12 protein-coding genes and 1 tRNA gene are annotated in these 15005 nt (G+C 49.3%); 12 read left to right on the forward strand and 1 reads right to left on the reverse strand.

Annotated features, from left to right (window positions below):
- Positions 1-9: 9 nt before the first annotated feature.
- The 3 genes from pntB (at position 10) to ACJJIN_RS21720 (ending at position 3598) form a co-directional block, all read left to right on the forward strand.
- Positions 10-1401: a Re/Si-specific NAD(P)(+) transhydrogenase subunit beta gene (gene pntB, locus ACJJIN_RS21710; RefSeq protein ID WP_413663233.1), complete on the forward strand. Its 1392-nt coding sequence runs from the start codon at positions 10-12 to the stop codon at positions 1399-1401.
- A gap of 213 nt (positions 1402-1614) precedes the next feature.
- Positions 1615-3222 carry a S41 family peptidase gene (locus ACJJIN_RS21715; RefSeq protein ID WP_444896161.1) on the forward strand — a complete coding sequence of 536 codons (1608 nt, stop codon included), beginning with the start codon at positions 1615-1617 and terminating at the stop codon, positions 3220-3222.
- A gap of 1 nt (position 3223) precedes the next feature.
- Positions 3224-3598 (forward strand): hypothetical protein, encoded by a 375-nt coding sequence (locus ACJJIN_RS21720; RefSeq protein WP_444896162.1) that lies wholly within the window; start codon positions 3224-3226, stop codon positions 3596-3598.
- 34 nt (positions 3599-3632) lie between these two features.
- Here the strand turns inward: ACJJIN_RS21720 and yhbY are convergent, their stop codons facing one another.
- Positions 3633-3935 (reverse strand): ribosome assembly RNA-binding protein YhbY, encoded by a 303-nt coding sequence (gene yhbY / locus ACJJIN_RS21725; RefSeq protein WP_108734403.1) that lies wholly within the window; start codon positions 3933-3935, stop codon positions 3633-3635.
- 143 nt (positions 3936-4078) lie between these two features.
- Between yhbY and rlmE the strand changes: the two genes are divergently transcribed.
- From rlmE to ACJJIN_RS21770, 9 genes are all read left to right on the forward strand, one after another.
- Positions 4079-4699 (forward strand): 23S rRNA (uridine(2552)-2'-O)-methyltransferase RlmE, encoded by a 621-nt coding sequence (rlmE, locus tag ACJJIN_RS21730; RefSeq protein WP_108734402.1) that lies wholly within the window; start codon positions 4079-4081, stop codon positions 4697-4699.
- Between the two features lie 187 nt (positions 4700-4886).
- Positions 4887-6806, forward strand: a complete 1920-nt coding sequence (gene ftsH / locus ACJJIN_RS21735; protein ID WP_444896163.1) for an ATP-dependent zinc metalloprotease FtsH — start codon at positions 4887-4889, stop codon at positions 6804-6806.
- Positions 6807-6896: 90 nt separating this feature from the next.
- The gene (gene folP / locus ACJJIN_RS21740) at positions 6897-7742 is read left to right on the forward strand and encodes a dihydropteroate synthase (protein WP_444896164.1); all 846 of its coding nucleotides are present in this window, start codon (positions 6897-6899) and stop codon (positions 7740-7742) included.
- Positions 7743-7836: 94 nt separating this feature from the next.
- Positions 7837-9189, forward strand: a complete 1353-nt coding sequence (gene glmM / locus ACJJIN_RS21745; protein ID WP_444896165.1) for a phosphoglucosamine mutase — start codon at positions 7837-7839, stop codon at positions 9187-9189.
- 119 nt (positions 9190-9308) lie between these two features.
- Positions 9309-10043, forward strand: a complete 735-nt coding sequence (tpiA, locus tag ACJJIN_RS21750) for a triose-phosphate isomerase (protein WP_444896166.1) — start codon at positions 9309-9311, stop codon at positions 10041-10043.
- 70 nt (positions 10044-10113) lie between these two features.
- Positions 10114-10548, forward strand: a complete 435-nt coding sequence (gene secG / locus ACJJIN_RS21755; protein ID WP_413663227.1) for a preprotein translocase subunit SecG — start codon at positions 10114-10116, stop codon at positions 10546-10548.
- Between the two features lie 9 nt (positions 10549-10557).
- Positions 10558-10643, forward strand: a tRNA-Leu gene (locus ACJJIN_RS21760).
- A 1392-nt stretch (positions 10644-12035) separates the two neighbouring features.
- A complete protein-coding gene (locus ACJJIN_RS21765; protein WP_444896167.1) occupies positions 12036-14207 on the forward strand; it encodes a hypothetical protein in 2172 nt (723 codons plus the stop codon).
- Positions 14197-14493 (forward strand): hypothetical protein, encoded by a 297-nt coding sequence (locus ACJJIN_RS21770; protein ID WP_444896168.1) that lies wholly within the window; start codon positions 14197-14199, stop codon positions 14491-14493. Before ACJJIN_RS21765 ends, ACJJIN_RS21770 begins: the two co-directional genes overlap by 11 nt.
- The last annotated feature ends 512 nt before the right edge of the window (positions 14494-15005 follow it).

The following is a 15005-nucleotide window of genomic DNA, read 5'->3' on the forward strand; positions in this document are numbered from 1 at the left end:
GAGAGAGTGATGAACGGTATGATTGCAATGGCTTATCTCTTCTCGGCAGTGATGTTTATCTTGAGCCTGGGAGGTTTATCCAGTCACGAAACTGCGCGCAGGGGAAATATTTACGGCATGGTGGGAATGGCAGTTGCCATTATCGCCACTATTGCTGGAGTGGCCGCCGGGGCTTACTGGATGGTCGCCATCGCCATGATCGTCGGTGCGGTGATTGGTTTGGCACTAGCCAAGCGTGTGGCTATGACTCAAATGCCACAAATGGTGGCTTTGCTACACAGCTTCGTCGGCCTGGCTGCGGTATTAATTGGTTGGGGCGGTTTCCTCGACCCGGTTGTGGAGTTACACGGGGCTGCTCATGTTGTCCACAGCACTGAGATATACCTGGGTGTATTTATTGGGGCAATTACCCTGACCGGTTCTTTGGTTGCTTTTTGTAAGTTGCAGGGATTGGTTTCCGGGAAACCATTAATGCTACCGGCCCGGCACTGGCTTAACTTGATTGCCATTTTGGCCTGTATTGTTCTAGGTGTGTTGTTTGTACCGGCAGATGTGCATGCGGGTACGGTTATTAACTTGCTGTTAATGACCTCAATTGCATTGCTGTTAGGTATTCACCTTGTGGCGGCTATTGGCGGCGCTGATATGCCGGTGGTTATATCCATGCTAAACAGCTACTCCGGTTGGGCCGCTGCCGCTACCGGATTTATGCTGGGCAATGACCTGTTAATTGTAGTGGGCGCCTTGGTGGGTTCTTCCGGTGCCATCCTGAGTTACATCATGTGCCGGGGAATGAATCGCTCTTTTATCAGCGTTATTCTCGGTGGATTTGGCTCTGATGGTGGTGAAGTTTCCGATGAGGAAGTCGATGGTGAAGTAATTGCCATTGATCAACAGGAGCTTGCGGATGAACTGGATGCGGCGGACAGTATCATTATTGTTCCCGGATTCGGAATGGCGGTAGCCCATGCACAGCAGGCGGTTAGTGACTTGACCGATCGTCTGAGAAAAGCGGGCAAAACAGTGCGCTTTGGTATTCACCCGGTAGCTGGACGTCTTCCCGGACATATGAATGTGCTTTTGGCTGAGGCTAATGTGCCCTACGATATCGTTCTGGAAATGGATGAGATTAATCCAGATTTTCCCGCTACAGATTTGGTTTTGGTGATCGGTGCTAACGACACGGTAAACCCGGATGCAGTGGAAAAACCGGGCTCGCCTATCGCAGGCATGCCGGTATTGGAAGTTTGGAAGGCTGGTAAGGTTGTTATCCTTAAGCGCTCTATGGCTTCCGGGTATGCGGGAGTTGCTAACCCGCTGTTTTACAAAGAAAACTCACGCATGCTGTTCGGTGATGCAAAAGATAGTTTGCAGGGGGTTTTGGGTAAAGTCGGCAATTAGTTGCTGACTCGGGTTATTAATAGTAATTAACCTGTTTTGTACTGAAAGGCCTGGTGGGGCACAAATTGTGATGTGCCTCTTCAGGCCTTTCTGTATTTTGGTTTAGCAATTTCTTTTGATGAAAAACTTGGTTATCGAACCCTTTTTCAAATAGTGGTAGGCTCCACCGCTTTACATATCTTTACTAATAAAAAGGTTAATAGGAGTTTGGGGATGGAAATCCGTCTACGTAAGCTAGCTTTAGCAGGGGTTGTTACTCTGGGAGCTTTAGGCTTGGCAGCCTGTGGGGGAGGCGGAGGTAGCTCTGACTCTGATAGTGGAGATGGTTCTGAGACGCCAACTGCCGTTGGCGGCACTTGGGAAAAGGATAACTTTCTGCCTGTCTCAACTTATGCGAGCCGGTGTGTTGCTCCCCGTAGTGGCACAGACCCAGCAACGGGTTCAGCTTATGCTGATGTAGCGGGCACCCGCGAGGACGAGAATAACTGGCTGCGCTCAATGAGTAATGAGCTCTACCTATGGTACGACGAGATTGAAGACCAGGATCCAGCGAGCTTCGATGATTCTTTAGCTTATTTCGAAGAGCTAAGAACTTTCGCTCTAACTCCCTCCGGTCGAGAAAAGGACCGCTTCCATTATACGGTTCCGTCAGATGAGTGGTATTCACAAACTGAATCTGGTGTGTACGTTGGTTATGGTGTCCAGTGGGCCCTACTTTCCGATAAGCCGCCACGTAAAGCGGTAGTCGCTTATCTGGATGAGGAAAACGGTGGTAATCTGCCGGATATTATCACCCGCGGTGCAGAAGTTATCAGTGTGGACGGCGTTGACCTGGCTTATGGTGATGATGTCGATACCTTAAATTACGGTATGTGGCCGGAAAACGATGGTGAGTCCCATGTATTTGAAATAAGACCTTTGGGTTCTTCAACGATTGAGACTGTCACTTTGGTTGCATCACCAGTGCAATCAGATCCTGTTCAATATGTTAAAACTGTGGACACAAATTCGGGCCGCAAAGTCGGATATATGTTGTTCAATGATCATATTGCGACAGCCGAAGCGGAATTGATTGATGCTGTCAGCGAGCTTGAGTCTGAGTCTGTTGACGATTTAGTACTAGACCTTCGTTATAACGGTGGTGGTTACCTCGATATCGCTGCAGAGTTAGCTTATATGATCGCAGGTGATAATACTGCGGGACAGGTATTTGAAACGTCCCAATTTAATGATCAACACCCGGAAACAAACCCTGTTACCGGAGCGCCATTGGATGGGACTCCATTCTACTCGACCGGTCTGGGCTTTGTTGATGAGTCTTTATACGGGGAAGAATTGCCGACTTTAAACCTGTCGCGACTGTTTGTCTTAACCAGTGAAAATACCTGCTCAGCCAGTGAGGCCATTATCAATGGCTTGCGCGGAATTGATGTAGAAGTTATTCAGATCGGTGAGACTACTTGCGGTAAGCCTTACGGTTTTTACCCCCTGGATAACTGTGGCACTACTTACTTCACAATTCAGTTCTCCGGTGTGAATGCAAAAGGCTTTGGCGATTACTCCGATGGTTTTGTACCCAATGGTAATTATGGAACTGATGCCGATTTGCCCGGGTGTGTGATTGGGGATGACTTTGACAATCTCCTGGGTGATGCTGATGAAGCGCGGTTTGCCACTGCGTTGAATTACATTGAGACTGGCGAATGTGGAGATATTGCGGTTAGCGCATTCTCCATTTCCGGTGAAAGCGAGGGTGCCCCCGCTTTCAATGCACGAGTGACCAAGGAAGTCTCTCGCAGTAACCGCATAATGGTGAAATAAAATGAAAAAGGCAGCTTTGGCTAAACTTTGTGGTTTTGCATTGGTGTGTCTTGGCTGCTCCTCCCAGCAAAATATTGAAACTGCACAACCGGCACTGTTACAGGAAACGAGCCCGGAGATTCAGGGCAAGTTGCAGGTGGCAGTTTCGCAAGCGCTGGGCGGGGTTAATGTGACCCTAGGCCCGAGGGTGTTTGTGGACGATACTATTTTGGTGATTGAGAATGATCCCAAAAAGATGGCTCTGATTGGCCGGGATATGGGGCGGCCGATCAAGTTTCAATTAGTCGGCAATGGTGAGAAGTGCTGGTTGAGGCGACTGTCCAATGGAGAATCCTGGGAGTTGCCTGTGATGTGTAAGCCTGTTTCCACTGGTTGAGAAAAGAAAGGGGAGCATTAGCTCCCCTTTTTGTTTAACGCAGCAGGTTGGACTTGCGAATATCCGGCTTCTGCGCCGCACGGAAAATCAGGGCAATCTTGCCGATTTCCTGTACCAGCTCGGATGAGGATTTTTCGCAAAGCTCACCAACGATTTGGTGGCGTACTTCCCGGTCGGCGATCATCAGTTTGACCTTGATCAGCTCGTGGTCTTCGAGTGCACGGTTCAGTTCTTCCATCACCCCCTCGCTCAGCCCATTGCCGGCTACGGTTACGACAGGTTTCAGGTTGTGACCTAGAGAGCGAAGAGCTTTTTTGCGGTCGGCGGTTAAAGGCATACAATACTCCATTACCACTTTGTGGAATTCGATGTGGGAGCGGCCACAGATCGCGATCGTCGCCAGCGTTTGTTCGGCGGACCCGATCGCGGCCAGTGGCCGCTCTTATAATTAAGCTGTAGTGATTGTAGGCATTGTACCCGATGGGCCGATCTAAGAGCAGCCACCGTTGGCTGCGTGAACATTTTAATGACCATTACGTCAAACAGTCCCAAAAAGAGGGCTATCGCTCCCGTGCCAGCTACAAGCTGCAGGAGCTACAAAATAAGGACCGCTTATTCAAGCCGGGAATGACTGTTGTCGACCTAGGTGCGGCTCCAGGGGGCTGGTCCCAGGTAGCGATGGAGTTGGTAGGGCACAAAGGTAAGGTTTTGGCGTCAGATATATTGCCGATGGACCCGCTGGCCGGTGTGGACTTTGTCCAGGGGGACTTTACCGAGGAGTCGGTGCTCAGTGAACTGTTACAGCGCATGGGCGATGAACTGGCAGACCTTGTGATTTCCGATATGGCCCCCAATATGAGTGGGATACGCGATGTTGATCAGCCCGCCTCCATGTATTTGGTGGAACTGGCGGTCGATATGGCCCGGCAGGTGCTTAAGCCCGGTGGTGCATTTGTTGCAAAGGTATTCCAGGGAGAGGGTTTCGACGAGTTGATCCGCGACTTGCGTGGGAGCTACAACAGTGTCGTAACTCGTAAACCTGGCGCCTCCCGCCCCCGTTCACGTGAAGTATACGTGGTGGCGCGAGGATTTAAGGGTTGAGAGCGACTGAGAACATCGGCGTATTTCTAGTCTGACTCCCCATATGGTATAAGCGATACCTGTATCGGGGGCGAAGGCTGTTGACCCCCCGCACCTATACTGGTTTTATCCGGTATTGATGTGGCCGGCGTTGCCGGAATGAACGGATTTTGATTGCGAAAGCGAGAGGGCTATCCCTTTGAATGATATGGCAAAGAACCTAGTACTGTGGTTGATCATCGCAGCGGTACTGCTGATGGTTTTTCAAAACTTTAAACCACAGTCACGGGATGAGGCTCTCAGTTACTCCGACTTTGTTCAGGATGTGCAGTCGGGCCAAGTTAAGAACGTGATCGTAGACGGTCTGGTAATCACCGGCGAAAAAGCCGATGGCAGCCGCTTCAAGACTATCCAGCCACAGATTATCGACGATGAACTCACCAATGAGCTGGTTCGCAGCAATGTGCAATTCGTTGGTCGCGAGCCTGAGTCACCGAGTATCTGGCAGCAGCTTCTGGTAGCCAGCTTCCCGATCCTGATTATTATCGCTGTATTTATGTTCTTTATGCGCCAAATGCAGGGCGGAGCCGGCGGTCGCTCAGGTCCTATGGCATTTGGTAAGAGCAAGGCGCGCCTGCTGGGCGAAGACCAGATCAAGACAACTTTTTCCGATGTTGCCGGAGTAGATGAAGCTAAGGAAGAGGTACAGGAGCTGGTCGAGTTCCTGCGCGATCCCACCAAGTTCCAGCGACTGGGTGGCAATATCCCCCGTGGCGTACTGATGTGTGGCCCTCCCGGTACCGGTAAGACCCTGCTTGCCAAAGCAATTGCCGGAGAAGCAAAAGTACCTTTCTTCTCCATCTCCGGTTCTGACTTTGTTGAGATGTTTGTTGGTGTGGGCGCTTCCCGGGTGCGGGATATGTTTGACCAAGCCAAGAAGCAGGCTCCCTGCATCATCTTTATCGACGAGATTGACGCTGTTGGCCGTCACCGTGGAGCCGGCGTTGGCGGCGGTCACGATGAGCGCGAGCAGACCCTGAACCAGTTGCTGGTTGAGATGGATGGTTTCGAAGGTAATGAGGGTGTGATCGTTATTGCAGCGACCAACCGCCCGGATGTACTGGACCACGCCCTGCTGCGCCCAGGTCGCTTTGACCGCCAGGTGTTTGTCGGGCTGCCAGATATTCGCGGCCGCGAACAGATTCTCAAAGTTCATATGCGCAAGGTGCCTATGGATGACAAGGTGAACCCACAGACGATTGCCCGTGGAACCCCTGGTTTCTCCGGTGCCGATCTGGCCAATTTGGTCAATGAAGCTGCGCTGTTTGCTGCGCGGGCCAATAGACGCACGGTAACCATGGAAGAGTTTGAGCGCGCCCGTGACAAGATCATGATGGGTGCCGAGCGCAAGTCCATGGTGATGAATGAAAAGGAAAAGGTGAATACCGCTTACCACGAGGCCGGTCACGCCATTATTGGTCGACTGGTACCCGAGCATGACCCGGTACACAAAGTAACTATTATTCCCCGTGGCCGCGCCCTGGGTGTCACCCAGTTCCTGCCTGAGGAAGACAAGTACAGCCTGTCTAAGCGCGCGATTGAATCGCAACTGTGCTCCCTGTTTGGCGGCCGTATTGCCGAGGAAATGACCCTGGGGATCGACGGTGTTACGACTGGCGCCTCCAACGACATCGAACGGGCCACTGACTTGGCGCGTAGTATGGTGACCAAGTGGGGCTTGTCCGAAAAGCTCGGCCCATTGCATTACGGCGAAGATGAAAGTGGCCAGCCCGGTCAGGGCAATCCGGTTTCCGGCAAGACTTCCAATGAAATTGATGTAGAAGTGCGCCGTATTATCGATGTCTGCTACGAGCGAGCACAAAAGCTGTTGGAAGATAACCGAGATATTCTTGAAGCGATGAAAGATGCGCTGATGGAATACGAAACCCTGGATGCGGAGCAGGTGGACGATCTTATGGCTCGCCGCAAAGTTCGCGCACCGAGGGATTGGGAAGACAATAACTTCGGCTCTGGTGGAAACAGCCCGACCCAGGATACTGAAACCACAGAGGCCTCAACTGAGGCGGATAAGAGCAATACCGTCGGCGGCCCATTAAACGGCCACTGATTCTCCGAAGCGACTAACTGGACAAAACCAAATGCCGGGTTGGGGATAGGGCAATAGCCTGTTCCAATCCGGCATTTTTTATTTCAGCCAATGAAAATTATCTGTGGTAACCACACCCTAGACCTCTCCCAACCGGTGGTTATGGGGGTTCTGAATACAACGCCGGACTCCTTTTCCGACGGTGGCAATTGCTATGCCTCCGGTAGCCTGGACTTGACCCTGGCTCTGCAGAGAGCAGAACAGATGCTCTCTGAGGGAGCGACAATCCTGGATATTGGCGGAGAATCGACACGCCCTGGCGCATCGCCGGTCACCGAGCAGCAGGAACTGGATCGGGTAGCGCCGGTGGTGGAGGCGATCAAAGCGAACTTTGACGCGATTATCTCTGTCGATACCAGTACCCCGGCTGTGATGCGCGAGTCAGCTGCGGTGGGGGCGGGACTGATCAATGATGTTCGTGCCCTTGAGCGCCCAGGAGCACTGGAAGCAGCCGCAGAGAGTGGCTTGGCAATCTGCTTGATGCATATGCAGGGTCAGCCCGGCACTATGCAGGATGATCCGTCTTACACTGATGTTGTAGAGGATGTCGCCAGGTATTTGCAGAAACGGGTCGATCTCTGTATCGATCTGGGCGTGACACGGAACCGGCTCATTCTCGACCCGGGTTTTGGCTTTGGCAAAACCGATGAGCACAATTTGGCGTTGTTGCGTAATTTGTCGCAGCTGGCGCCGTCGGATATGCCCATACTGGCAGGCTTGTCGCGCAAGTCGATGATCGGCCGCCTGCTCGATCGAGATGTAGATGGCCGCCTCCCCGGTAGCCTGGCCTTGGCCATGTTAGCTGCGCAAAAGGGTGCAAGAATTTTACGTGTCCACGATGTTGCGGAAACCGTGGATGTGTTGCGCATGCAGCAATTGGTTTGCAGCGAAATTTGATGAGTGATGTCTTACAGAGACCTTAAGCCGCAGGGTCCTGTTGTGGTTTTCCGACAGAACAGAAAAGCGGCGAAGTACACAATTGAGAAGCGTTATGGAAAGAAAGTATTTTGGTACTGATGGTATTCGTGGTCGCGTTGGTACGGGAGCAATTACTCCCGATTTTATGCTGCGCCTCGGATACGCTGCGGGCAAGGTATTAGGGAGAACTTTCAAAGAGAAACATCACCGTCGACCTCGCATTCTTATTGGTAAAGACACCAGGGTTTCCGGCTATATGTTCGAGGCGGCTCTCGAAGCAGGTCTGATTAATGCCGGTGTTGATGTCGCCCTGTTGGGGCCAATGCCGACTCCGGCGATTGCCTACCTGACCCGGACTTTCCATGCCGGTGCAGGCATTGTTATCAGCGCTTCCCATAACCCTTACCATGACAATGGCATCAAGTTTTTCAGTGCTGAAGGTACCAAGTTGCCGGATGAGGTTGAGCTGGAGATCGAAGCCGCTCTCGAGCTGCCAATGGAAACTTCTGACGATCTCGGTCGCGCCTATCGTGTTGATGATGCAGCCGCGCGTTACATTGAGTTCTGCAAGGCTTCCACGCCCTGGGGTTTCTCCTTGGAGGGGCTGAAAATTGTTCTCGACTGCGCAAATGGTGCCACTTATCACGTAGCGCCAATGGTATTTCGTGAACTGGGAGCAGAAGTCAGCGTAATAGGGGCTGGGCCCGATGGACTCAATATCAATCTTGATTGCGGCTCCACTAAACCGCAGCAATTACAACGAGCCGTGGTTAAGCGCGGTGCGGACCTGGGAATAGCCTTTGATGGTGACGGGGATCGGGTGTTGTTCGTCGATGCCAATGGGGAATTGGTCGATGGCGATCAGCTGCTGTATATCATCGCTATGCACCAGCATAAATTCCTGGGCGGTTGCAGTGGTGTTGTCGGCACTTTGATGAGCAATTACGGTTTTGAGCTCGCACTGCGCGAAAATAAAATTCCGTTTGAGAGAGCCAAAGTGGGCGACCGCCATGTGCTTGAGAAAATGTCAGCTAATCAGTGGAAGCTGGGAGGCGAGTCGTCAGGCCACATTATCTGTGCCGATGCTTCTACCACCGGCGACGGTATCATTGCCGCACTGCAGGTACTGCGTAGCCTGTGTGAATTTGATGAGCCCTTGCATCAGCTTAAATCCCGTATGACAATGTTCCCCCAGCACATGATTAATGTGCAACTGGCTCATCGCGATGGTGTTCTCGATCACACAGACGTTAAGGCCATTGTTGTCGATGCAGAACGTCAGCTCGCAGACAGCGGACGTGTGCTGCTGCGGCCATCTGGCACAGAGCCTCTGATCCGGGTAATGGTTGAAGGCCGCGACAGCGCCCTGGTGGAACAGCTGGCCAAAGATATTTCCTCCGTGGTGGAGCGAATTGGAAATAACTGATCTGCTGCGATTTAACCCGTAGTAAATCGGTCCTCTTGGGGCGCAGAAGAAACTCGTATAATTTTGGTTGTATGTTGGCGTCAATGTCGCTAAGATTTGCGCCCCTTGAAGGAGCACACATGCGAACACCGCTAGTAGCAGCAAACTGGAAAATGAACGGCAGCCGCGAGTTTGCCGAACGTTTTTTCACCGAACTCAACCTCGAAGGTGTGAAGTCCGGTGTTGTTGTTTGCCCATCTTTTCCATACCTCGGCTTGGTGGCTGATGCGGCGGAAAAGAGCGGAGGTTTCAGCTTGGGTGCCCAGGACCTTAGCCAGGAGCCCAAAGGGGCGTTTACTGGTGAGGTTTCCGCTAGCATGTTACTGGATTGGAATACCCGTTACGTTATTGTCGGGCATTCTGAGCGCCGTAGTCTCTACGGAGAAACCAGTGAGTTAGTGGCGAAAAAATTTGTTGCGGCCCAAGAGGCGGGATTGACTCCAATACTTTGCGTCGGGGAAACCCTTGAAGAACGCGAGCAGGAGCGCACTCTCGAAGTGGTTGCAGAACAACTTCAAGCGGTTGCCGATATCATTGATTCGGCTGGATGGAAGCAGTCCGTGATTGCCTATGAGCCGGTATGGGCCATTGGCACCGGAAAAACTGCTACCCCTGATGAAGCCCAAGCTGTACATGCGTTTATTCGCTCGCAGTTGGGAGATTTGGGTGCTGAAGTACAGATTTTATATGGCGGTAGTGTAAAATCCGCAAATGCCAGGGAGCTTTTTGCCCAGGCAGATATTGATGGCGCCCTGGTGGGTGGAGCCTCGCTGGATGCCGGCGAGTTTGCTGAGATTTGTCGCGCTGCTGTCTGAATTGACAGCACGCGGGTTGGCGAATACTGAATAACGGGTTGTTTAGACCCCGGTAGAGAGTTTCCAGAAAATGGAAAAATTGGTATTAGTTGTACACGTTTTGACCGCATTGGGCATTATTGGCCTGATTTTGTTGCAGCAAGGTAAAGGTGCCGAAGCCGGTGCATCCTTTGGTGCGGGCGCGTCCCAGACAGTTTTTGGCAGTCAAGGTAGCGGAAATTTCTTTTCCCGCTTGACAGCAATTTTTGCGACGGTATTCTTCGTCACCAGTTTCGGCCTGGCCATCCTGGCTAAGCAAGGTGCAGGCACCAACGTTGATGCGGACCTTCCGCAAATTCCAGCAGCGGTGCAGCAAATTGGCCCAGCCGAAGAACTGCCGGCTATCGATAGCGATATCCCGCAGCTCGAAACAGATTTGGAAACTGGCGATATCCCGCAGATTCCTGCAGACAGCACCGGTTCAGAAGAGCCAGCTGCTAACCAGGAAAGTGAGGAACAGCAGTAAAAGATTTTTGCCCAGGTGGTGGAATTGGTAGACACGCTATCTTGAGGGGGTAGTGAGCTATGCTCGTGCGGGTTCAAGTCCCGCCCTGGGCACCACATCAAGATCCGAGGAAGTTCGGAATCATCCAAAAAGCCCGGTAAATCCGGGCTTTTTGCTATCTGAAGGGTACACAGCCCTCCGTTCTCGTTCGTTGTCACCCGGTGCTATCTGGTGCTACATTTGGTGCTACCTAGTTCAATTTAGAAACTGGTAGAGGCACCAATGGCCCTTACAGATAGATACTCAACTCAAAACAAGCCAGCCAAACCAAGCGGCAAGAATCATTGGCTTGCGGATATCTGGTAGCTCCGAATGCGGCTCTTCCGCTCAGTGCTCAATACGCAAAGTAATGTAATCAATATAGCTTGAGCCCTGAGATCAGCTTTAGATCTCAATTTTGGCCAAGTAGAGAGCTAGTCATTTCAGCAAGAAATGATATGGACTACTAGCTATTTGACTAAGTCAGGGAATAATTATGCCTACCCTACGCAGTTGCTTGTCTATAAGTTTTAGTATACTCGTCCTAATTTATGTCCTGCATTGGCTTCTTGCCTTTCCATGGCTGTGGGTGATTGGCTATCTTGTAGTTGGTGCAATATTCGTCGGTTTCTCAACGTGGCTTTACTCTGGTATGTATAGCGAAGACGAATGAAAATTTTTACAAGCGCGCATATGTATAGCTGAATAGTGCGGTCTTGGTGGTCCATACTGTTTGAAGTCCTGGACCTTGCCAACCACCAAGGGTTGTAAGGGGGGGGCGATTCTGGACTCCCTTTGGGGTCTTTTGAGAACCACTTTTGCTAAAGCCGGCTTGCCTGTTCAGTATTAGGTAACCTCGCACTTTGTCGATTTGGAGTAGGTGAAGTCACGCTTGAATTTCAGCATCACGCTCAGTCGTTGAGACGCCTCAGTAGAGGGAGGATTCAAAGTGGTGTTACTTTTTTGTTGTGCTTTCCTATACGTCCCGTAACCACTGGCTAGAAGTTATTTTTCAAGTCCCGCACTGATCAAGAAACGAAGAAGCTCAGAATCACCCAAAAAGCCCGGCTGGTCCGGGCTTTTTACTATTTAAAAAATAAAAATATTAACCTTTCACTTTGTCAGGAGTTGCCCTGCATAGCCTTGAATATCCCTTCCTGGCTCACTCATTGAAGACCAGGTGCCTCTCCAATAATTTATAAGCCATCTGAAGAGCTCACCGGTGGTTGATGTGATTTTGTAGGCAGGAAACATTCACTAGTAGGCCTGTAATTCTATGTAATAGCTTTTCCGGGAGGTTTGGTTGCGGGTTTATTTGGGGGGATGGATACTGGATTACTCCAGTTGCTCGGTATCAAGTTAGTAACTATTTTGCTTCCCTTTCGCGATCCCTATTCTCGGCACGAGTTCTGAAAGTGAATTAAAAATCGGCTGAGATTTTTGGTAAAAATAGAAAAAGGAGTTTTCGATTGAAGTCTTATACCACTAAATACAAAAAGCTTTCGACACTTCGGGGGTTAGTAATATTTGTCGGGCTACTGTCCATGGAAGGTGTATCAGCTGACGCCTCTCTTTCTGATCTTGATCTTGATATTGATAATGATGGTCTGATTGAGATTCGCAGTTTCAAAGATCTTAATGAGATTCGTAACAACCTAGACGGATCAACTTTATACAGTAGTAACTATGGTTGCCCAGAAAGTGGCTGTTATGGCTTTGAGCTGACCAAAGACCTGAATTTTGATACCAATGGCGATAGTTATGTTGATGCGAATGATGAGTACTGGAACGAGGGCTTGGGCTGGGAGCCAATCGGTACAAGTGAAAACCCGTTTACTGCGACCTTTGAAGGTAATGGCTATTCCATCAGTAATTTATATATAAACTTCAATGGAGGGGAATTTACAATTCTAAATGAACACTCAGGCCTTCTGGGACATGCTCAATCGGCGGAAATACATAACCTTACTACAGTTGATACCGTTGTTTCTTTCATGGGTGTTATGCCCGCAGGAGAAGACTCGGCAAACCCTAGTGAGGGATGCTCGGGCGAAGCGGTTGAGTCTAGTACAATTTCCAATGGAGGCTTCGATACGACATGTGTATTCAGTTCGGTAGTGCTGACCTTGGATTTAACAGGTGCTGAGATAGAATTACCCTATATTAATTTCGAATCTCCAGTAGAAGGTAATGAAGTATCTGTTATTGATTTATCTAAATTCCCTTTAGTTGATAACGGGTGCGGTGCTAGTGATTTCTCCGAGGACAGTGATAGCTTTTGTGTTATTGGGTCAACGATTAGTTTCCAAGATTGGGCTGATGGTGACAGTTTAGTTGCTATTTCAAGTATTCCACTTATACCTAGCGCTACATTTAACTTTTACCCCAAAGTTACGGCAAAGCTATTTCAAGCTGGCCAGTTCAGGGCTGTAATTTATGAGGATCAGGGACCGGCAGAGATTCAAGCCTGGGTCACAGATGAGTATGAGCTGGACCCATTTACCTATAGTTGGAACAGCCCAAAGCTAGTTCAGCTTAACGACTCTGGTGAAAGCGTATTTACCTTTGATCCAGCAGGTTTGTCGGGAGCTTTCGAAGTTACTGTTACTGTTACAGATTCTGGTGGTTTGTCAGATACTGCGAAGCTGATATTGCGAGTGGATGGCAGTGCCCCTGTATTGTCCGATAATGAGGATGCTGATCAGGATGGGCTGAGTGACAGCGTTGAGGGATTCTTAGATTTAGATGGTGATCGAATACCGGACTATCTAGATAGGGTAGCGGTTCGTTCCCAGCTGCCGGTAAATAGAACTGGTGCAGTGATGCAAAGCTCTGAAGGGACAAGCTTGAGACTTGGTGATAGTGCCTATATTGCCGGTCAACAATTGGGCCAGGTTACGTTAGAGGATATAGATAATCTCTTTGAGGATAATTTGGCAGGACAGAATAGCTATAAATTCCTGCATGGTATTTTTGACTTTGTTATTTACGATACAGATTTTGGGGAAAGCGCTAACATTGTTGTCCCTTTAAATGCCGCTTTACTCGAAGGTGCTCGTTATCTGAAATATCGCCAAAGTGTTGGATGGGTGGATTTTATTGAGGATGAATTTAACCGTGTATCTTCTGCACTGGGGCAGCTGGGTGATTGTCCTGAGCCGGGTAGTGAGAAGTACCAGCCTGGGCTCCATGAGGGCCATTTTTGTATCCAGCTTAGCTTGGTAGATGGTGGCCTCAATGATGATGACGGAGAGATGAATGGCATTATTGTCGATCCTGGTGCTGTCGCGACCCTCAATGTTAAAGAACCTATTGTAAATATAAAATCCTATGCACTTGAGAATTCACAGTTTCAGTTAGAGGAGGAGGCACCGGTGTTGGCTTTCTCCCTACAGAGTGACTCTGCTGATGCGATGCTGAAGTCACTCACACTCAAGGCCGATGGTGAGTTGGATGAAGTATCGGACATACAGAGGGTGCGTTTGTATTTGGATATGGATAACAATGGAATTGCCAGTAATTCGGAGTTAATCGGCGATGGTCTCTTTTCAATTGATAATGGCTATCTGAAGTTAGATTTATTCAAAAAGTTTCAGTTGCCCGTTGGTGAGGCCCAGTTTCTGGTGACGTATGAATTTTAAAACCTCAGAGAGTTTTTCGGAATTACTGCTATTAATTGGTGGATATATGAAACCTTTAAAATCCAATGTGCGCTTTTATTTTGTTTTAGTTATCGCTGCTTTTGTTGGTGGTTGTGCTGATTCTTCGAATAACATAGTTGAGCCAGAAGAAAAGCCCGTAAGTAAGGCCTTTTCGATTACCCTAGAGTCAGTTGAGGTTGAGAGGCTAAGTAATGGTGAGGCTGTCTCTGTGGATGCAGGTAAGATAAAAAATGAAGCTCTTATTTTGGTGCCAAATTTCGATTAAATAATTCTTAGTAAGTAAACGTAAAGCCCCTATTTTGGGGCTTTTTTAATGTTCAAATGCAGAGGTGCTAAAAGTAATTAGCTAATATTTGTTTCTAATAACTTTGCACTAAAGGGTTTAAGTATCAAAATAATGACCGAAGTTGATGCAATTACCTTGCATATTTTACAGTTTATATAATAGCAGTCGATTTTTGGCTGATAAGCAACCGTACATACACTTCCTTAGTGAGCTGGAAAAGATACCCAGACTTGGGTGAGGTATTTTTTCTAATCAGGGTGACATGCGGTAATAAAGTTAGTGCCCCTAAAGTGACGCTGAGAGACTTAGTTCTCAAAAACGGAGCTGGTTCCTGATATTGCTTTCTCTTTAGGATGGTAGGTCATCAGATTTCGACTCTGAAGGGTATCAGCTGATCATAAGGAAAAGAGTGGATAGTTGGAGTCAATATCTGCTACTTCTTCTCCATCAGTAGATCAAGTGGTGGCAGAAAATTGATTGAAGAGTATTGA

Source organism: Microbulbifer maximicatervae (SeqCode), assembly GCF_052467505.1.